Origin of the sequence: Roseateles chitinivorans (assembly GCF_050632235.1) — a bacterium.
Classification (GTDB): Bacteria; Pseudomonadota; Gammaproteobacteria; order Burkholderiales; family Burkholderiaceae_C; genus Roseateles; species Roseateles chitinivorans_A.
Genome location: NZ_CP192584.1, coordinates 37,905 through 57,082, shown reverse-complemented (window position 1 = coordinate 57,082; position 19,178 = coordinate 37,905). Strand labels below are relative to the sequence as shown.

Annotated in this window: 14 protein-coding genes and 1 pseudogene; 3 read left to right on the top strand and 12 right to left on the bottom strand. The window is 70.3% G+C overall.

Going from position 1 to position 19,178, the window contains the following annotated elements; all coding sequences use genetic code 11:
* The first annotated feature begins 28 nt into the window (after positions 1–28).
* Positions 29–358: a hypothetical protein gene (locus ACQ859_RS00150; protein ID WP_431264094.1), complete on the top strand. Its 330-nt coding sequence runs from the start codon at positions 29–31 to the stop codon at positions 356–358.
* 12 nt (positions 359–370) lie between these two features.
* Here the strand turns inward: ACQ859_RS00150 and ACQ859_RS00145 are convergent, their stop codons facing one another.
* The 3 genes from ACQ859_RS00145 to ACQ859_RS00135 all read right to left on the bottom strand — a co-directional run bounded on the left by ACQ859_RS00145 (position 371) and on the right by ACQ859_RS00135 (position 2,578).
* Positions 371–1,663, bottom strand: a complete 1,293-nt coding sequence (locus tag ACQ859_RS00145) for an RNA polymerase sigma factor (RefSeq protein ID WP_431264093.1) — start codon at positions 1,661–1,663, stop codon at positions 371–373.
* Between the two features lie 30 nt (positions 1,664–1,693).
* Positions 1,694–2,104 carry a VOC family protein gene (locus ACQ859_RS00140; RefSeq protein ID WP_431264092.1) on the bottom strand — a complete coding sequence of 137 codons (411 nt, stop codon included), beginning with the start codon at positions 2,102–2,104 and terminating at the stop codon, positions 1,694–1,696.
* A 108-nt stretch (positions 2,105–2,212) separates the two neighbouring features.
* Complete coding sequence (locus ACQ859_RS00135; RefSeq protein ID WP_431264091.1) at positions 2,213–2,578, bottom strand: YciI family protein; 366 nt, start codon at positions 2,576–2,578, stop codon at positions 2,213–2,215.
* 170 nt (positions 2,579–2,748) lie between these two features.
* Between ACQ859_RS00135 and ACQ859_RS00130 the strand changes: the two genes are divergently transcribed.
* Both ACQ859_RS00130 and ACQ859_RS00125 read left to right on the top strand, forming a co-directional pair.
* Entirely contained in the window at positions 2,749–3,888 is a 1,140-nt protein-coding gene (locus ACQ859_RS00130) for a sensor histidine kinase (protein WP_431264090.1), read from the top strand.
* 50 nt (positions 3,889–3,938) lie between these two features.
* The gene (locus tag ACQ859_RS00125) at positions 3,939–4,730 is read left to right on the top strand and encodes a LytR/AlgR family response regulator transcription factor (RefSeq protein WP_431264089.1); all 792 of its coding nucleotides are present in this window, start codon (positions 3,939–3,941) and stop codon (positions 4,728–4,730) included.
* Positions 4,731–4,772: 42 nt separating this feature from the next.
* Here ACQ859_RS00125 and ACQ859_RS00120 read toward each other — a convergent pair whose 3' ends face one another.
* From ACQ859_RS00120 to ACQ859_RS00080, 9 genes and pseudogenes are all read right to left on the bottom strand, one after another.
* Complete coding sequence (locus ACQ859_RS00120; protein ID WP_431264088.1) at positions 4,773–6,020, bottom strand: nucleoside recognition domain-containing protein; 1,248 nt, start codon at positions 6,018–6,020, stop codon at positions 4,773–4,775.
* Positions 6,021–6,198: 178 nt separating this feature from the next.
* Positions 6,199–7,200: an HD domain-containing phosphohydrolase gene (locus ACQ859_RS00115; RefSeq protein ID WP_431264087.1), complete on the bottom strand. Its 1,002-nt coding sequence runs from the start codon at positions 7,198–7,200 to the stop codon at positions 6,199–6,201.
* Positions 7,200–10,280, bottom strand: a complete 3,081-nt coding sequence (locus tag ACQ859_RS00110; protein ID WP_431264086.1) for an MHYT domain-containing protein — start codon at positions 10,278–10,280, stop codon at positions 7,200–7,202. The genes ACQ859_RS00115 and ACQ859_RS00110 overlap by 1 nt, the downstream gene beginning before the upstream one ends.
* Before the next feature lie 203 nt (positions 10,281–10,483).
* Entirely contained in the window at positions 10,484–11,266 is a 783-nt protein-coding gene (locus ACQ859_RS00105) for a MetQ/NlpA family ABC transporter substrate-binding protein (protein WP_431264085.1), read from the bottom strand.
* A gap of 112 nt (positions 11,267–11,378) precedes the next feature.
* Positions 11,379–11,977, bottom strand: a pseudogene (locus tag ACQ859_RS00100) (methionine ABC transporter permease).
* Between the two features lie 86 nt (positions 11,978–12,063).
* Positions 12,064–13,071, bottom strand: a complete 1,008-nt coding sequence (locus tag ACQ859_RS00095; RefSeq protein ID WP_431264084.1) for a methionine ABC transporter ATP-binding protein — start codon at positions 13,069–13,071, stop codon at positions 12,064–12,066.
* A gap of 354 nt (positions 13,072–13,425) precedes the next feature.
* Complete coding sequence (locus ACQ859_RS00090) at positions 13,426–14,022, bottom strand: hypothetical protein (protein ID WP_431264083.1); 597 nt, start codon at positions 14,020–14,022, stop codon at positions 13,426–13,428.
* A 93-nt stretch (positions 14,023–14,115) separates the two neighbouring features.
* A complete protein-coding gene (locus ACQ859_RS00085; protein WP_431264082.1) occupies positions 14,116–15,030 on the bottom strand; it encodes a carbon-nitrogen hydrolase family protein in 915 nt (304 codons plus the stop codon).
* Positions 15,027–19,142, bottom strand: a complete 4,116-nt coding sequence (locus ACQ859_RS00080; RefSeq protein WP_431264081.1) for a YhdP family protein — start codon at positions 19,140–19,142, stop codon at positions 15,027–15,029. Before ACQ859_RS00080 ends, ACQ859_RS00085 begins: the two co-directional genes overlap by 4 nt.
* Positions 19,143–19,178: the final 36 nt, after the last annotated feature.

Below are 19,178 nucleotides of genomic sequence, written 5' to 3'. Positions count from 1 at the left end.
CTTCTGCTCTTTGCCGTTAGGAGGTTTCATGACTGTGCTGATGGACGCTGCGGCTCACGACACGCCGCCAATCCCCCCACCCAATTCGCCCATCCTGGGCCGAGTGTCTAATGCCTTCGATGTGATTCCGGGGCCGTACTCCATCACGGCCCAGCGTCAACTCGAGGCGATCAATCGCCTGATCCGTCTTCGTGAGGAGGGGCGTTTCACGCCTCCGCCGGTCGGCGCGGGCAAGGGGCACATGCGCTACGACGCACCTGAACGAATGCTTGCGATTTACTCGAAGCACCGTCAGCTCCTGGAGGAGCCGCGGGGTGGCGGCGATGTCGTGGCGTGGACTCGGGAGACTCGCGGCTGACCCGCAGGGGCCTCAGTGCCCCTGCTCCCTCGCCCGCTTGAGCAGCAGTTCCTTTTCGCGCTCGTTGCCGGTCATCGCCGCGGCGCGTTCGAATTCCTCTTTCGCTTCGGCATTGCGGCCGAGCTTGGACAGCAGGTCCGCGCGCACGCTGGGCAGCCAGTGGTACTGCTTCAGCGCGGGCTCCTCCATCAGCCGGTCGACGATCTCCAGTCCGACCGCGGGACCGAAGGCCATGGCCAGCGCCACGGCGCGGTTGAGTTCCACCACCGGCGACGGCTGCCGCAGCGCCAGCGCCTCGTAGAGCGCCGCGATGCGCGGCCAGTCGGTGTCCTCGGCACGACGCGCCCGCGCGTGGCAGGCCGCGATCGCCGCCTGCAGCGCGTACGGCCCCAGGCCGTGTCCGTCGTCCAGTTCGGCGGCCAGGCGATCAGCCGCCTCCAGCGCCGTCAGGCCGCGCTCGATCGCCGCCGCGTCCCAGGTCGACCGGTCCTGCTCCAGCAGCAGCACCGGCTGGCCTTGGGCGTCGACCCGCGCCGCGGCGCGCGAAGACTGCAACTCCATCAGCGCGAGTAGGCCCAGCACCTCGCCTTCGCGCGGCGCCAGCTTCACCAGCATGCGGGCCAGTCGCAGCGCCTCGTCGCACAGGTCCTGGCGGATCCAGCGCTCGCCGCTGGTCGCGGCGTAGCCTTCGTTGAAGATCAGGTAGAGCACTTCCAGCACGGCGGAAAGCCGCTCCGTCAGCGCCTCGCCGCGCGGCAGCTCGAAGGGCACGTTCGCCTCGCCCAGCGTGCGCTTCGCGCGGACCAGCCGCTGTGCCACCGTCGGCTCCGATTGCAGGTAGGCCCGGGCGATCTCGCCCGTCGTCAGGCCGGCGACCATCTTCAGCGTCAAGGCCACCCGCGCCTCCAGGCTCAGCACCGGGTGGCAGGCGCAGAACATCAGCCGCAGCACGTCGTCGCCGATCTCGCGCGCCGCGCGGTCGTCGTCCAGGCTTTCCACGAAGTCCGGCACGATCATCGCCTCGCGCGCGTCGAGCTCATGGCCGAGCTGCTCCAGCTTGTCGCCGCTCAGCTTCACATGGCGCAGCCGGTCCAGCGCGCGGTGCTTGGCCGTGGTCATCAGCCAGGCCGCCGGCTTGTCCGGCAGGCCCTGCCGGGGCCAGGTCTCCAGCGCGGCGACCAGCGCGTCCTGCGCCAGCTCTTCCGCCAGCGGCACGTCGCGGGTCAGCCGCGACAGGGCGCCGATGATCTTGGCGGATTCCTGCCGCCAGACGGTCGTGATCGCGCGATGGGTGTCGTCGTTCATGCGCGCGATCGTACGCGCGCCGGGTGGGACTCAGGCGCCGGGGAACTGCGTGATGTCCATGTACATCAGCTCCCAGATGTGGCCGTCCGGGTCCGCGTACGCCTGGGAGTACATGAAGCCCATGTCCTGCGGCGCGCGCGGCACGGTGCCGCCGGCGGCCAGCGCCTTGGCGATCAGCTCGTCCACCTGGGCCTTGCTCTCGCAGGACAGGCAGGTCAGCACCTCGGTCGTCGTGTGCGCGTCCGAGATCCTGCGCGGCGTGAAGGTCTGGAAGAACTCCTCGACCAGCAGCATCGCGTAGATGTCGTCCGAGATGACCATCGACAAGGCCTGCTCGTTGGAGAACTGCGGATTGAACTCGTAACCCATCGCGGCGTAGAAGCGCTTGCTGCGCTCGACGTCCTTGACGGGCAGGTTCACGAAGATTTGCTGGTGGCGCATGAGGAAGCTCCAGGGTCGGGGTTGGGGGAATGCGGTGGGTGTCCACACTCCCACGACGGTTCGCCCCCGCCGATTTCGACAGACCGGCGTCCGGTCCTCGAAAAACTGTCAGGCCTTCGATTCCGCGTAACACGGGGCCATCGAGCGGACCTCCACCGTGCACCACTCCGCCGCCGGGCATTCGCGGGCGATCGCCAGCGCCTCCTCGCGCGTGGTCACGTTCAGCCAGAAGAAGCCGCCGACCATCTCCTTGGCCTCGGCGAACGGGCCGTCGACCGTCGTCATGCGGCCGTCGCGTTTCGCGACGCGGGTCGATCCGTTGACCGACTGCAGCGACTGCGCGGCGTGCAGCAGGCCCTTGGCCTGGAGCTGGTCCGCATACGCGGTCATGCGGTCGTAGGCCTCGCGGCCTTCCTCCGGCGTGCGCGCCTCGCGCTGGCCGACAGGTTCGTTGATCAGCAGGATGTAGCTCATGCGGGTCTCCGTGGATTGCGTGCCATTGGACACCACAGGCCCCCTCCGCTGTCAAAGGTCAGGGCGGGAAGGCCGCCGCTCACGCCGCCCGCCGTCGATCCGCCCGGCGCGCTGTCGATCCGTCGTTTCCCCCGGCCGCGCGGCCGCCACGGCTCCCTACACTGCGCCGCATGACCCCCGCTCCGTCCCGACCCCTCTGGCGCGATGCCCGCCGACTGCGCGCCTCCTGGCACGCCTGGCTCAGCAACGACGCCCAGCCCAGCGGCCCCGGCTGGCTGCAGTGGGTCTGGACCGTGCTGTTCTCCTGCACGCTGGCGATCGGCTTCACGGTCCTGGGCTTCGTCCTGAACGCCCGCACCGCCCGCTGGACCGATCCGGCGATCTGGGCCTGGTGGTACTGGAAGAACGTCGTCGTCTGCCTGACCATCGGCCTGACCATCCAGACGCTGTTCACGCTCTTCGTGCCGCTCTTCGGCGGCCGCGCCCGCATCCGCGGCTGGGCGGACTGGCAGCGCACGGTGTTCTTCTCCGCGGTGCCGCTGCTGGGCGTGCTGATCGGCTGGGTGCCGGGCATGTGGCTGGCGGGCCTGGCGGACTGGGTCCGGCTGGACTGGTCCCAGGGCGGGAAGATCATCGGCATCACCTCGGCGCTCTCGCTGTGCATCACCTTCGTGCTGCATCACTGGTTCGCGTCCAAGAACCGCCAGCTTAAGGCCGAGCGCCGCGCCACCGAGGCCCAGCTGCGGCTGCTGCAAGGCCAGATCGAGCCGCACTTCCTGTTCAACACGCTGGCCAACGTCCACTCGCTGATCGACTACGACGCGCCCAAGGCCAAGGAGATGCTGGGCGCCTTCACCGCCTACCTGCGGGCCTCGCTCGGCGGCCTGCGGCGCGAGACGGGGCCGCTGGACGACGAACTGTCCCTCGCCACCGCCTACCTCACGGTGCTGCAGACGCGGATGGAAGACCGGCTGCGGTTCGAGATCCACGCCACGCCGGAGGCACGCCTCGTGCCGCTGCCGCCGATGCTGCTGCAGCCGCTGGTGGAGAACGCGGTCCACCACGGGCTCGAGCCCAAGATCGAGGGCGGCACCGTCCGTGTCGACGCCGGGCTGGGCGCCGGCTTCCTGGTGATCGAGGTGCGCGACGACGGCGTCGGCCCCGGCGCCTCGCGCCGCGCCGGCAACGGCATCGCGCTGGCCAACCTTCGCGAGCGCCTGATGACGCATTACGGCGACCGCGCGTCGCTGACCCTCGAACCCGCCGAACCCGGCTGCCGCGTCACGCTGCGCGTGCCGCTGGAGGCCTGAATGCCAATTGGCCTGATGGCCTGATCCCCTTCCTCTTTTCATCACCGACCATGACCGCACCCACCGCGCTGATCGCCGACGACGAACCCCACCTGGCCCGCGCCCTGGCGGCGCAACTGGCCGCCGTCTGGCCGGAGCTCGACATCGTCCACATCGCCCGCAACGGCCAGGAGGCCGCCGAGCAGATCGCGGTGCTGCAGCCGGACCTGGCCTTCCTCGACATCCAGATGCCGGGACTCACCGGACTCGAGGTCGCCGAGGGCATCGAGGGCGACACGCGCGTCGTCTTCGTCACCGCCTACGACCAGTACGCGGTGCAGGCCTTCGAGCAGGAGGCGATCGATTACGTGCTCAAGCCGGTCGAGGCGGAACGGCTCACCCGCACGGTCGAGCGGATCCGCCGGGCGCTGGCGAAGCGGGAAACGGGCGCCCCCGGCGACGACGGCGTGGATGCGCGGCTGCTCGCCGCCCTGCAGCGCCTGAACGCACCGGCCGGCGCGGCCGCGAAGGCGTCCGGACTGTTGCGCTGGGTCCGGGCGACGCAAGGCGACCTGATGCACCAGGTCCCCGTCGACGAGGTGCTCTTCTTCCGCGCCGACGACAAGTACACCTGCGTCCAGACCGCGACGACCGAGTACCTGATCCGCACGCCCATCCACGAGCTCGCCGCGCAGCTCGACGGCGACCGCTTCTGGCAGGTGCACCGCTCGACCATCGTGAACCTGGACCATGTGAGCGGCACCCGCCGCGACGAGCTGAGCCGGCTGTTCGTGCGCGTGCGCGGTCATGCGAGCGAGCTGCCGGTCAGCCGTGCCTACGTCCACCTGTTCAAGTCGATGTGACGCCGCGGGCCGGTTGAGCGCCCTGCGGCCGTCCTCGCCGTCTCACTTGAAGAACCAGTAGCCCACCAGGATCGCGCCCACCAGGCCGACCACGTCGGCCAGCAGTCCGCAGGTCAGCGCGTAGCGGGTCTTCTTGATGTTGACGCTGCCGAAGTAGACGGCCAGCACGTAGAAGGTGGTCTCGGTCGAGCCCTGGATGATCGCGGCGAGCTTGCCCTCGAAGCTGTCCACGCCGTAGGTCTTGAGCACGTCCACCATCAGCCCGCGCGCGCCGCTGCCCGACAGCGTCTTCATCAGCCCGACGGGCAGCGCGGGCACGAAGTCCGTCGGCAGGCCCAGCGCGGCCACGCCGGCGGCGATGCCCCGCACGACGAACTCCATGCAGCCGGTCGTGCGGAACACCGAGATCGCCACCAGGATCGCGATCAGGTAGGGAATGATCTGGATCGCGACGCCGAAGCCCTCCTTCGCACCCTCGACGAAGGACTCGTAGACGTTGATGCGGCGCCACGCGCCCACCGCGATGAACATCGCGATGATGCTCAGGATCACGCCGCTGCCCAGCAGGCCGATGTACTGCGACATCACCTCCGGCGGATAGCTGTGCAGCCAGCCGAAGACGGCCGCCATGATCGCGATGAAGCCGCCGACGAACACCAGCACCGGCGCGCTGAACAGGTTGATGCGCTGCACCCAGGCGACCGCGATCAGCCCCGACATGAAGGAGATGAAGGTCGCGACCAGCGTCGGCAGGAAGATGTCCGCCGCGTTGAAGCCGACCAGACCCTGGTCCACCGCCATCGCCTGGCGGATCGCGATCACCGAGGTCGGGATCAGCGTGATGCCGGCGGTGTTCAGCACCAGGAACATGATCATCGCGTTGCTGGCGGTGTCCTTCTGCGGATTCAGCTCCTGAAGCTCCTTCATCGCCTTCAGGCCCAGCGGCGTGGCGGCGTTGTCCAGCCCGAGCATGTTGGCCGAGAAGTTCATGACCATCGAGCCGCCCGCCGGATGGCCGCGCGGCACTTCCGGGAAGATGCGGCCGAAGAACGGCCCCATCGCGCGCGCAAACAGCTGGATCACGCCGGCGTTCTCGCCGACCTTCATCAGGCCCAGCCACAGGCTCATCACGCCGACCAGGCCGAGCGAGATGTCGAAGCCGGTCTTGGCCGTGTCGAAGATGCCGGTGAGCACCTGCGTGAAGATGGTCAGGTCGCCCTGGACCAGTCGCGCCAGCGCGACCGCGAAGCCGATCAGGAAGAACCCGATCCAGATGAAGTTGAGCACCATGGGCGCGCATTATTCCGGTGCCGCGTGCCATCGGGCGGCCGCGACTGGGGATTGCGAGCATCACCTTGTGGGGGCGGGTCATAACCGGCGTCGGATCGCCTCGACGGCCCGGCTCGACGGCGGTTCACCGACGGTTCAGCGGCGCCGGCTCAACGGGGCGGGCCCGGCGGGCCGCCGCTCAGCCTTCCTCGAGGAAGCGCTCCCGCACTTCCAGCACCTGCGGCAGCACGCCGATAAAGAGCTCCACCAGCGCCGGATCGAAGTGCCGGCCGGCCTGCGCGCGCAGGTGCTCGACGGCCTGCTCGATCGGCCACGCCGGCTTGTAGGGCCGGATGCTGGTCAGCGCGTCGAAGACGTCGGCGATGGCGACGATGCGCGCTTCCTGAGGGATCGCCTCGCCGGCCAGTCCCTCCGGATAGCCGCTGCCGTCCCACTTCTCGTGGTGGCCCAGCGCGACCCGGCGCGCCAGCCCGAGCAGCCCGGTCGTCTGGTCGCCGAGGATTTCCGCGCCGATGGCCGGATGGCGGCGCATCACCGTCCACTCCGCCTCGGTCAGCGGGCCCGGCTTCTGCAGGATCGCGTCGGGGATGCCGAGCTTGCCCACGTCGTGCATCGGCGCGGCGTGCAGCAGGTCGTCGGCCTCCTGGTCCGTCCAGCCGGCGGCCAGCGCCAGCAGCTGCGCGTAGTGGCTCATCCGGACGACGTGCCACCCCGTCTCGTTGTCCTTGTATTCGGCCGCGCGACCGAGCCGCTGCACGATCTGCAGCCGTGTCTCGCGCAGCTCGTCGGCGCGCACCAGCGACAGGTGGGTGCGCACCCGCGCACGCACGACCGGCGGGCTCACCGGCTTGGCGATGTAGTCCACCGCGCCGGCCTCGAAGCCCTCGGTCTCGTCGCGCGAATCGGCCAGCGCGGTGACGAAGATCACCGGCGTCCGCTTCGTCGCCGGTTGCGACTTCAGCACCCGGCAGACGTCCAGGCCGGACATGCCCGGCATCATGATGTCGAGGAGGATGAGCTGCGGCGACTCGCTCTTCGCGAGCTCGAGCGCCTTCTGGCCGTCGCGCGCGAACAGCAGCCGGTAGTCGTCCTGCAGCACGTGCCGCAGCACCTGCAGGTTGGCCGGCTCGTCGTCGACGAGCAGCAGCTTGGGGCGATGGTCGGCGATCACGACCTCCATCATCGCGCACCTGACGCCGCCGCGGCAGCCGCGCTCAGTTGCGTGCGCAGCGATTGCAGCAGCAGCAGCGCCGCGTCGAAGTCGAAATCGTCCAGGGCCTGCGACAGCGGCGCGATGCGGTCGACCCCGAAGGCGGCCCGGAGCGCGGCCAGCGATTCGTCGTCGAGCTCGCTGCGCTTGAGCGCCGCGGCCAGCCGGTCGATCAGCGTCTTCTTCTCACGCAGTTCCTGCGCCACGGCGACCGCCGTGGCCGACGGTTCCGCCAGCGGCATCGATGCGCTCGCCGCGAAGCCGGACGGCGTGCCGTCGAGTTCCGCGACCGCGTCCAGCGTGTCCTGGAGCGCCAGGGCGAGCGTGTCCACCAGCGCCATCAGGTCGTCCTGCCTGCCGAGCCGCAGCGCCGACTCGACCGGCTGCGCGGCCGCGAGCAGCCCCGGCATCGCCAGGCTGCCGGCCACGCCGCGCCAGCGGTGCACCAGTCCGCGCATCTCGATCCATTGCCGCGCGTGCGTCAGCTGATGCAGCCGGGCCACGCCGTCGCGCTGTTCCTCCGCGAAGCGGCGCAGTCCGCGCTGCCACGCGGTCACGCTGCCCCAGAGCCGCAGGCCCTGCTGCCAGTCCAGCGGTCCCGCCGAGGCGCCGGAGATGCGGGTGTCGGTCGCATGCCGCGTCGACGGCACCGGGCCGGCGACGGCCGGCGAGCGGCCCGGCGTCAGGCCCAGCACGCGGGCGATCTCGGCGAACAGCCGCGCCGGTTCCACCGGTTTGACCGCGAAGCCGTCCATGCCGGCGGCCAGCGCCGCCTGGCGGTCCTCTTCCAGCACGCTGGCGGTCAGCGCGACCACCGGCGTGTGGCCGCGGCCCTGCGCATGCTCGAAGTTGCGGATCCGGCGCGTCGCGCCCAGGCCGTCCAGCCCGGGCATGTGGACGTCCATCAGCACCGCGTCGAAACGTCCGTCCGAGAAGGCCTTCAGCGCCTGCAGCCCGTCCGAGGCCAGCGTGACCTGGTGACCCTCGCGGCCCAGGATGATCTGCAGCAGCTCGCCGTTCTGCGCCACGTCGTCGGCCACCAGCAGCCGCAGCGGTGGCAGCGTGACGGTCACTTCGGCGGCCTCCGCCTCGGCGGTCGCGGCATCGCCCGCCGGCAGCGGCAGCCAGACGTGGAAGGTGCTGCCCTGGTCGACTTCGCTCTCGACCGTGATGCGGCCGCCCATGCGCTCGACCAGCTGGCGCGAGATCGTCGTGCCCAGCCCGGTGCCGCCGAAGCGGCGCGTCGTCGAGGCGTCGGCCTGCGCGAAGGCGTCGAAGATGCGGTCCAGCCGGTCGGCGGCGATGCCGATGCCGGTGTCGATGACGGACAGGTGGATCTGTCCGCCTTCCACCCGCATGCGCAGCGTGACCAGGCCGCGCTCGGTGAACTTGATCGCGTTGCCGACCAGGTTCAGCAGCACCTGCTGCACGCGCAGCGGATCGCCCTGGAAGAAGCGCGGCTCCGCGCTCGGATAGTCGAGGTACAGCGCCAGGCTCTTGCGCTGCGCCAGCAGCTTCAGCGAGTTCAGCGCCTGCTCGCACACGGTGCGCAGCGAGAAGTCGACCACCTCCAGCTCCATCGCCCCCTTGTCGAGCTTGGCGGTGTCCAGGATGTCGTTCAGCAGCGAGAGCAGCGAGCGGGCCGAGCCGCGCACCGTCGTCAGGTGGCGGCGCTGCGAGTCGGTCAGCGTCGTGTCCAGCAGCAGCTCGGTGAAGCCCAGGATGGCATTCATCGGTGTGCGGATCTCATGGCTCATGTTGGCCAGGAAGGCGCTCTTGGCCGCGGCGGCGGACTCGGCGCGTTCCTTGGCGTCTTCGAGCTGGCGCTGCAGGCGCTTGGGCTCCGTGATGTCGAGGATGACGCCGTCGATCCACTGCGGCGCGCCGAGCGCGTCGCGCACCGCGCGGCCGCGTTCGGAGACCCAGCGCTCGCCCGCTTCGCGGGTGTGGACGCGGTACTCGATCGAATAGGGCGCGTCGGCGGCGACGGCCGTCTCGACGGCCGCGTTCACGCGTTCCTGGTCGTGGCGGTGGATCAGCGCGGCGAAGTGCTGCGTGCCGTCCAGGAAGTCCTGCGCGGCCCAGCCCGTCAGCTCTTCGACGGCATCGTTGATCAGCAGCATCGACCAGTCCGCGTCCATGCGGCAGCGGAAGGTCACGCCCGGGCTGTTGGCGATGACGGTGCGGTACTTGGTCTCGCTGTCGCGCAGCGCCTGCTCCATCGTGAGCATGCGGCGACGCTCGTCCATCAGGTCGGTGTTGAGCCGGCGCAGCGCCAGCAGGCCGTTGGCGCCGGCGGTGATCGCGCTGATCGCCAGCGCCATCACGGTCACGGCGAGCGCCAGCCAGCCGGCGTTCTCGATGCTGCTGTTGCAGGGGCCGTCGCCCAGGCCGACGAAACGCGCCGCGCCCATGGCCGTGTAGTGCATGCCCGCGATCGCGCAGCCCATCACGATGCCGCCGAGGGCGATCGCCCAATACCGGGGGATCCGGCCGGCCAGGCCGAAGCGGATCCACAGCGCCAGCATCGCCAGCAGCACGGCCACGACGATGGAGGCGCCGAACCAGACCGGGTCGTAACGCAGCGCGACGGACATCTCCATCGCCGCCATCCCCATGTAGTGCATCGCGCCGATGCCCGCGCCCACGAGCACGCCGCCGACGATGAGCCGCCAGGTCTCGAGCTGATGGCGGGCCAGCAGCGCCAGCGCGACCCAGGACGCGATCAGCGCCGGGACCATGGAGATCGCGGTGATGTGGCCGTCGAAGGCGATCTGCGCGCAGAGCTGGAAGGCCAGCATGCCGATGAAGTGCATCGACCAGATGCCGCCGCCCAGGGCCAGCGCGCCGGTGGCGAGGATGGCCTGCCGGCGCCAGCCCTTGGCCGGCTTGGCCACGCCCGCGACCTGCAGCGCCAGCGCCGAGGTCAGCGAGGCGACGACCAGCGACAGCAGCACCAGCGGCCAGTCATACCGGCCGGTGAGCAGCAGCGTCGGGGCGCCGTCGCGGAACAGGAAGAACTGCGGCAGGACCGCGAGGAGGTCGGACACGGCGGGAGCAGGGCTTGAACTCGCGCGAGCGCAAGACCTGGGCATGGGAGGAGGGCGTCATGGTGCCAAGAAGCGCCGTTCGCCATACGGCACAAATGCGCGGCATCCCGCCCGCAAATGAAAGCGCCCCGCGTGTGCGGGGCGTGATGCGGCGGATATCGCCCAAACCCGGCCGACCGTCCGGTCGGCGTCGGTGTCGGGGCTCAGAACGCGGGCACTACCGCGCCCTTGTACTGGGTCTGGATGAAGCGCTTGACGGCGTCGGTCTGCAGCGCGGCGGCCAGTTTCTTCACGGCCGGGGCGTTCTGGTTGTCGTCACGCGTGACCAGCCAGTTGGCGTAGGGCGACTCGGCCCCTTCGATCGCGAGCGCGTCCTTGGACGGGTTCAGCTTCGCTTCCAGCGCGTAGTTGGTGTTGATCAGCGCCAGGTCGACCTGCGGCAGGATGCGCGGCAGCGTGGCGGCCTCGATCTCGCGGAATTTCAGCTTCTTCGGGTTCTCGGCGATGTCCTTGGTCGTGGACAGGATGTTGGCCTTGTCCTTGAGCTTGATCACGCCGGCCTTGTCCAGCAGCAGCAGCGCGCGGCCGCCATTGGTCGGATCGTTGGGGATCGCGACGGTGCCGCCCTCGGGCAGCGCGGCCAGGCTCTTGTGCTTGGTCGAATAGGCGCCGAACGGCTCCACGTGCACGGCCGCGACGGCGACCAGGTGCGTGCCCTTGCCCTTGTTGAACTCGGTCAGGTAAGGCTTGTGCTGGAAGAAGTTGGCGTCCAGGCGCTTCTCGGCGACCTGCACGTTGGGCTGGACGTAGTCGGTGAAGACCTTGACCTCGAGCTCGACGCCCTGCTTGGCCAGCTCGGGCTTGATCAAGTTGAGGATCTCGGCGTGCGGCACCGCGGTGGCGGCGACGGTCAGCTTCTCGGCGGCGGCGGTGCCGGCGGCGGCCAGCGACAGGGCCGCGACGGCGGCGGTGAACAGCTTCTTCATTGGTAAAACTCCTCAGAGGGACGATGCCGGGTGCCTGCTTGGGGCCACGGCGATGAAAGGGGAGGCGGGGTTTCCTGGCGAGCCTGGCTCGGTGATCGATGGCGATGGCGGGCTATCGGTGGGACACGCGGGTCACGAGCCAGTCGCCGAACATCTGCAGCAGTTGCACGAGCACCAGCAGCAGCACGACGGTCACGACCATGACCTCGGTCTGGAAGCGCTGGTAGCCGAAGCGGATGGCGAGGTCACCCAGGCCGCCGCCGCCGATGACGCCGGACATCGCCGTGTAGCCGACCAGCGTGATGGCGGTGACGGTGAGCGCGGAGACGATGCCGGGCAGCGCCTCGGGCAGCAGGCCCTGCCACACGATCTGGCGGGGCTGGCGCCCATGGCGAGGCCGGCTTCGACGATGCCGCGGTCGACGCCGCGCAGCGCGGTCTCGACCAGGCGCGCCAGGAACGGCGTCGCACCGACGACCAGCGGCGGGATCGCGCCGGCCACGCCGAGCGAGGTGCCGGTCACGAGCAGCGTGAACGGGATCAGCACGATCAGCAGGATGACGAAGGGGAGCGAGCGCAGGATGTTCACGACGAGGGACAGCAGCGTGTACACCTTCGGCGAGGAGACCAGCCGGTCGCGGTCGAAGAGGTAGAGCGCGATGCCGAGCGGCAGGCCGAGCAGCGCGGTGAACAGCAGCGAACCGCCGAGCATCAGCAGCGTGTCGCCACCGGCGGTGGCGATCTCGGGCCAGTCGATGGCTTTCAGGGTGTCGAGCAGGGACGGGGTCGCGGCGAGGCTCATGCGCGCAGCTCCTCAACCTGCACGCCGCGCTCGGCCAGCAGTTGGCGGGCGGCGGCGTGGTCGCCGCCGCTGACGGCGATCGTCAACTGCCCGTAGGGCTGTTTCTTGATCCGGTCGATGCGGCCGGCCAGGATGCCGAAGTCCAGATTCGCGCGGCGGGCGACCTCGCCCAGCAAGGGCTCGTAGGTGCGTTCGCCGAAGAAGGTCAGCCGCCAGAGGCTGCCCGCGACATGCGCGTAGTCGTCGCGCTGCTCGCCTTCGTCCACATGTTCCGCAGCGAGGACGAAGCGCTTCGCGGTGCCCGAACGCGGGTGCAGGAACACCTGCGCCACCGGGCCCTGCTCGACGATGCGGCCAGCCTCGAGGACCGCGACGCGGTCGCAGACGCGGCGGACCACATCCATCTCATGCGTGATCAGGACGATGGTCAGCTTCAGTTCGTCGTTGAGCTCGGCCAGCAGGTCCAGGATGGAGCGGGTGGTCTCAGGATCGAGCGCGCTGGTGGCTTCATCGCACAGCAGCACCTGCGGGTCCAGCGCGAGCGCGCGGGCGATGCCGACACGCTGCTTCTGCCCGCCCGACAGCTGCGCGGGGTACTTGTCGGCCTGGTCGGCCAGACCCACCCGGGCCAGCAAGGCCTGCACGCGCGGAGCGATCCGCGCGGCATCCCAACCGGCGATGCGCAACGGCCATGCGACGTTCTGCGCCACGGTGCGGGAACTCAACAGATTGAAGTGCTGGAAGATCATCGCGATCTTCTGCCGGGCGGCACGCAGGCCGGCGGCGTCCAGCGCCTGCAGGTCCTGGCCGGCCACGACGACCTTGCCGCCGTCCGGTCGCTCCAGCAGGTTGATCACCCGCAGCAAGGTGCTCTTGCCAGCCCCCGACGCGCCGATGATCCCGAACACCTCGCCCGAGTCGATCTTCAGATCCACGCCTTGAAGCGCCGGAACACGGCGGCCCTCGACGTCATACGATTTGTGCAGGCTTTGAAGTTCGATCACGGGAAGAAGAAGGACGCTAGCGGCAGGTGAGACCCGTTGCCGTCGTGCGCCTCTTTGGGGCGGAAACCGTGATGCTTAGGGATTACCCGGCGTTTGGCAAGCAATCAATGCTTATATGCATATGCCGGGGTGGGGAATCTGCTGAATTCGAATAACGGCAAGCGCGCCTTCTCCACGCCGAACCCCAGTCGAACTCCCTCTCCCGCTTGCGGGAGAGGGTGGGGGTGAGGGCCAGCGGAAGTGGCAGTCAACGACACCTCCACCCAGGCAAGGGTCAGTTCTTGCGTGAGGCTGCTGGCCCTCACCCCTGCCCTCTCCCGCAAGCGGGAGAGGGAGTCAGAGAGCGAGGTCTGCTCAGGCTGGAAGAGCGAGCGATGCGAGCTCACGGATCAGGTCCGCAATGTTGTTGCGCAGCGCCGATTCCGTGGCAATGCGCAGCTGCTCGCTCGGATTGAGGCTGTCGTCGATGCCGGCCTTCTGCGTCGTGCGCAGCGTCCGCTGATACAGCACCTTGCCGCCGCCCGCGACCCGCTCGGTCAAGGTGTAGCGGATGGAGAGGGCCACCTCGGGGAGCACCGGCACGTTCGGCTGCGCCAGCGCCAGGACCTCGACCTGCAACTGGTAGCGGCCCGTTTCAGGCACGTCCGGCATCAGCCCCAGGCGCCGGAACGACTCCTGGTAGGTCTGGTTCAGCGTCATCGCGTTGATGCGGCTTCCCCACCACATCGAGGTCTCCTGGCCGCCAGTGACCGGCAGCAGGTCGATGTTGCGCCGCAGCTGCGGACTGAGCCACGAGCGCAGCTGCAGCGATTCCATGTCCGTGATCGAGGACTCCAGCGGCCGGGCCGGCGTGCCGCATCCCGCCAGCAGCGCGCAGGCGCACGCCGCGGCAGCCAGCATGGCCGGCGCGGAACGGAAGGGAGCGGGACGACGGTCGATCATGCCGGGCATCTTGCCTCCGTGAACCGGGCACCGATCGCCCGAAGTGGACCGCTTTCGAGCCTCAGTGTTCGGGGTCAACGTCAGAGGCCCTGTGCCGAAGGCTCAGAGCCGGCGATGCTGCAGCGCTGGCAACTGCTCGCGCACCTGCGCGATGCGCGCGGGAGCTATCTTCGCGACGGCCAGGCCCTCGCCCTCGGGCACGCAGGCCAGGACCTCGCCCCACGGGTCGACGATCATGCTGTGGCCCCAGGTGCGGCGGCCGTTCTCATGCGTGCCGCCCTGCGCGGCGGCGATGACGTAGGCCTGGTTCTCGACGGCGCGGGCGCGCAGCAGCAGTTCCCAGTGCGCCTGTCCCGTGGTGAAGGTGAAAGCCGCCGGCACGCTGATCAGATCGAGCGGCCGTTCGCCGCTGAAGCTCATCGCCCGATACAGCTCCGGGAACCGCAGGTCGTAGCAGATCGAGAGCCCGACGCGCAGCGCGGGGCCGTCGGGGATCGCCGCGTCCACGGTGACCGGCGCCTCGCCGGCCTCCAGCACGCGGGCCTCGTCGTAGCGCTCGCGGCCGTTGTCGTAGCAGAACAGGTGGAGCTTGTCGTAGCGCCCTGTCAGCGACCCGTCCGGCGCGAAGACGCAGGTGGTGTTGCGCACGCGCGCCGCCGGCACGGGCTGGCCGTCGAGGGCCATCGGCAGCGTGCCGCCGAGGATCCAGACGCCGTGCTCGCGGGCCGCGCGGCTGAGCGCGCCCTGGATCGGCGCGTCGAGGTCGCCGGGCCGCTCGGCGAAGGGGAGCTTGTCGGTGTCCTTGTGGCCCATCAGGCAGAAGTACTCCGGCAGCGAGACCAGCGCGGCGCCCTGCCGGGCGGCCTCGCCGATCCAGTGCCGGGCGCGTTCGAGGTTCTCTTCGAGCCGGGTGCCGGAGACCATCTGGATGGCGGCGACGGTGACCGGCGCGGTGGCGGCGGTGGCGGCGGTGGCGGTGGCGGCGCGCGGCCCGGCGTTCGTGGATGGCGTGCTCATGGGGCGGACTCTCCTTGCGCGGTGGCCGTGCTGTTGTAGCTGCCCTGCGGCTGCGCGCGGCGCGGCAACTGCTCGATGCGGGGATCGGACCAGGTGCCGGTGACGCGGAACTCTTCGCTGTTGGCCGCGGCCAGCGGCTTGCGCAGCAGCCACTGCGCCAGGAAGGCGCCCAGCCCGATGGCCGGGTTGACCGCCGCATAGGCGAGGGCGGCGCCGCCGGCGTTGATCTCGGGCAGCACCAGCACGTGCAGGTCCTGGGTCTCGGCGGCGAGGTCCGCGCTGCCCTCCATGAGCACCGCGGCCTGCAGGCCCTTCATGCGCAGGTTGTCGCTGCGGGCCACGCCCTTGCCGATCTTGATGTCGCCGGTGACGCTGTCGAAGGCGAACCCTTCCGAGAACACGTCGCGGAAGTCCAGCATCAGCCGCCGCGGGATGGACTGCAGGCTCAGCACGCCCAGCAGTCGCCCGACGCCGGGCTCCGCCTTGAGGAACTGGCCTTTCTCCATCTCGACACTCAACTGGCCGCTCATGCTCGCGTAGTCCGGCGACAGCGGCGACCCCTGCCACGAGACCTTGCCGGTCAGCTCGCCCTTGCCGCCGCGCAACACCTGGCCCTGGCCGAGCCGCTCCATCAGCTGGCCCCCGTCCGCGACGTCGAGCTTCCAGTCGAGCTCGGTGCGGCGCAAGGCCTGACCCGGTTCGGGCGCCCATTTGCCGGAGGCGCTCAAGGTCGCGTCCGGGCTCTTGAGCACGAGCCGGCTCAGACGCCAGTCGCGGGCGTCGTTCTGCTGCTGGGCATCGATCTCGAGCCGGCCCAGGCGCTTGCCGCGCAGTTCGAAGTCCTCGACGACGATGTCCAGCGTGGGCACCGACCGCGGCTGCTTGTCGAGCAGCTGTTCGACGCCGTCGACGTCGCTGCGGGGCACGGACAGCCGGGACAGGCGGGCGTAGACACGGCCCGGCTGGTTGGGCTTCTCGGGCCGCACCTCGATCAGGCCGCTGAGCTGCTGCGCGTCCATCGAGACCCGCCAGCCCGCGCCGGCGTCGTGCGAGATGCCGGCAGTGACGCCGTTCAAGGTCCGGCCCGACACCTGCAGCGTCTGCGCCTTCAAGGTCAGCTGCGACGGGGCATAACCGCCGTCGGCCATGCCGTCGGTCGCGCTGTCGAGTGCCGCGCCTTCCTTCGCGCCGGTCAGCCCCGGCAGCGCGGTCTGCCAGGCGTCGGCGTTGAACTGGTCGAAGCTGGCACGCGCGACGACGCCTTGCGCCGGCAGTTCGGGCAGCTTCTCGCGCACGGCGACCGCGCCGCGCAGGACCTTGGCCTCGTGCGTGACGTCGCGCTGGTAGAGCGCCTGGACCGGGCCCGCCTCGACGCGCAACTCGTCGCGCAGCGTGCCGGCCGGCGCCGCGGCGACCCGCGTGGTGACGCGCAGGGGCCAGGTCTCCTCGGCGGCCTTGTGCATCGGCGCCGGCAGGTTCACCGCGATGCCCTGCATCGGGCTGGCGACGGTGATCTCCGTCTGTCCCTTGACCACGCCCAGTTCGAAGCGCACCGCCGCCTGACCCGTCATCACCGACGCGGCCTGCTGCAGTCCCAGCTCCGGCGCGTTGCGCAGCGCGTCGGCCGTCACCGTGCCCTGCGCGGCGAAACGCATCGCGCCGTCGGGCTGGCTGCCGCCGTCGAAGCTCGCGTCGCCGCCCAGCACGCGCGCCTGGCCGTTCCGGATCTGCAACCCCTTCTGGTCGAAGCTGACCAGCGCCTTCGCCTGGCCCAGCAGCGGCGTGTCGGGACGGAGGCGCACATCGTTGCCGGTCAGCGTGACCAGGCCCTTCACCGTCGTGTCGTCGATGTGCATCAACGGCAGCCGCAGGTTGAGCTTGAGCGCCAGCGGTCCGGTGGCGGTCGTGTTGTCCAGCACGTGGCTGGTCAGTGCCGCGACCGGCGAGTTCTTCACGTAGCGCAGCCCGTCGACCAGCGCGCCGCGCGCCTGGCCATCGATCTCCAGCACCGGGGCGTGGTGGTACAGGTCGGCGATCGCGCCCTGGACGTTGAACACCTCCACGCCCATCAGCTTCGTCTTCGCGTTGCGGATGCTCATGGCCGCGCGGTCGAAGATCAGCTCGGCGTCCAGCTGCTCCATCACCGGCCAGGGGGATTGGAAGGCGGGGCGGTCGTCCTCGGCCGGATGGCTGGGCACATAGGCGAGCGTCAGGTTGCGGACCTGGCCCGAGACGCGGAACTGGCCCTTGCTGCGCGGCGCGTCGAACGGGAAGTCGAGCAGGTCGCCCTGCAGCCGCACCTGGATCTTGTGGACGGAGCCGTCCCGGATCGCGTCGCGGACATACCGCCGCGCCTCGTGGCCCATCGAGGCGGGGAGATACCGCAGCACGCGCGGCGCGCTGATCTCCTCGATGCGGCCGGTCAGGTCGAGCTTGCCCGCGTCGTGGGGACGCTTGCCCTCGCCGCTCTGCCAGGACCCCTCGACCTCCGCGCGCAGGTCGTCGTTGGCGAAGCGGACCCCGTTGAACTGGACGGACCAGCGCGTACGGGGCTCGGCGGGTGCCGATGCCGCGCCCGCGACCGAGGCCGCCGCCTGCGGCGGCCGGGCGGCTGGCGCCAGGGCCGGGGTGGTGGGCGGCGCGCGCTTGCCGGCGGCCGGGGCCAGTGCCGCGGGCCGCTGCGCCTGCCAGCGCAGGGTGGCTTCCGCCTGCTTCAGTGGCAGGGTCGCTTCCTCGAAGACACCCGGCAGCGTCACGTCACCGTCCTTGATCGCCAGCGTGGCCGTGCCGCCCTGTTCGTTCGCGTCGAACTGCAGGTCGGCGCCGCTGACGCCGGGCCGGCCGGTCGGCGGCGCGGAGCCGGGATCCGCCGGCGGCTCAGGCGCCGCGGCGGTCAGATGCAGATGCTGCAGCTGGCCCTTGGCGCGGTAGGCGCGCGGAGCGTCGAGCGAGCCGTCCCAATGCAGCTGCAGCGCGTTGAGCAGGCCGGCGGGTTTCATGTCGGCGATCAACTGACGTTGCGCCTCGGCCAGCGGCAGGCGGGCCAGGATCTGGGCGCCCAGCGTCAGGTCCAGCTGCTGGGCCTGGAAGTCGCCCCCGGTCAGCACGCCGGTCTTGGCGTCGCGCTTCACGTCCAGCGCCCAGTCCGAGCGGGGCCAGTCGAGGCCGTCGCCGGCCTGGAAACCGAGTTGCTTGGCTTCCAGCGACAGCGATTGCGGCGTCTGCTTCAGCACCAGCCGGCCGCCGATCTGGGCCAGCGCCAGTTCCGGCAGCCCCGGCGCGACGCGCAGCTTCACCGCGCGCAGGCCCATGTCCAGGGTCAGGCTGCGCGGCTCGCCGCGGTCCACGTCCAGCCAGGCGCGCAGCGCGCCGTCGCCTTCATTGAGCTCGAAGGGCAGGTCGACATAACGGCGCAGCTCGCTGACGTCCGTGCGCGGCAGGTGGCCGAAGAGCTGTCCGCTCCAGCGCTTCAAGTCGCCGGGCCGGTCCAGCAGCGACTGGGTGAACTCGCCGCGCAGCGTGAAGCGCTCGCCCCAGCCGGCGGGCGGCGTGGCGTCCAGCCGCAGCCGGTGGCGGCGCAGGCCGTTGCGCAGCACCAGGTTCAGGTCGAAGAGTTCCAGCGGCGGCGCCGCGCGCAGTTCGTCGACCCAGCGGATGCGCCCGTGCAGGATGACGAATTCATGCTGCTCGAAGAACCAGTCGGCGGCGTTGTCGGAGGCCTGCGTGTCGGACGGGCCGTCGACACTGAGGCCGGCGATGAAGACGCGGCCCTGGGCGTCGCGGCGTAGCAGCAGTTCGGGGCCGTCCAGCAGCAGCTGGGAGAAGCGCAGCTCGAAGGCCAGCAGCGAGCGCGGCGACAGCGCGGCGCTGACGCGCGGCAGGTGCAGCGCCTCGTGTCCGGCGGCGTCGACGACCCGCACGTCGCGCAGGTCCAGCGTGGGGATCCAGCCCGAGGATTTGGCGCTGATGGCGCCGATCTTGACGGGTACCCCCAATGCCTGGGTGGCTTGCTTTTCGAGCTGGGGTCGCCAGTCGTCGATGTGGGGCAGAATCGCCCAGTGCAATGCCAGCCAGGCCGCGATCAGCAGGGAGAAAACCCCTGCGGAAGCCACTCCGAGCCAGAGGGCGCAACGTGCCCACCAGCGTCG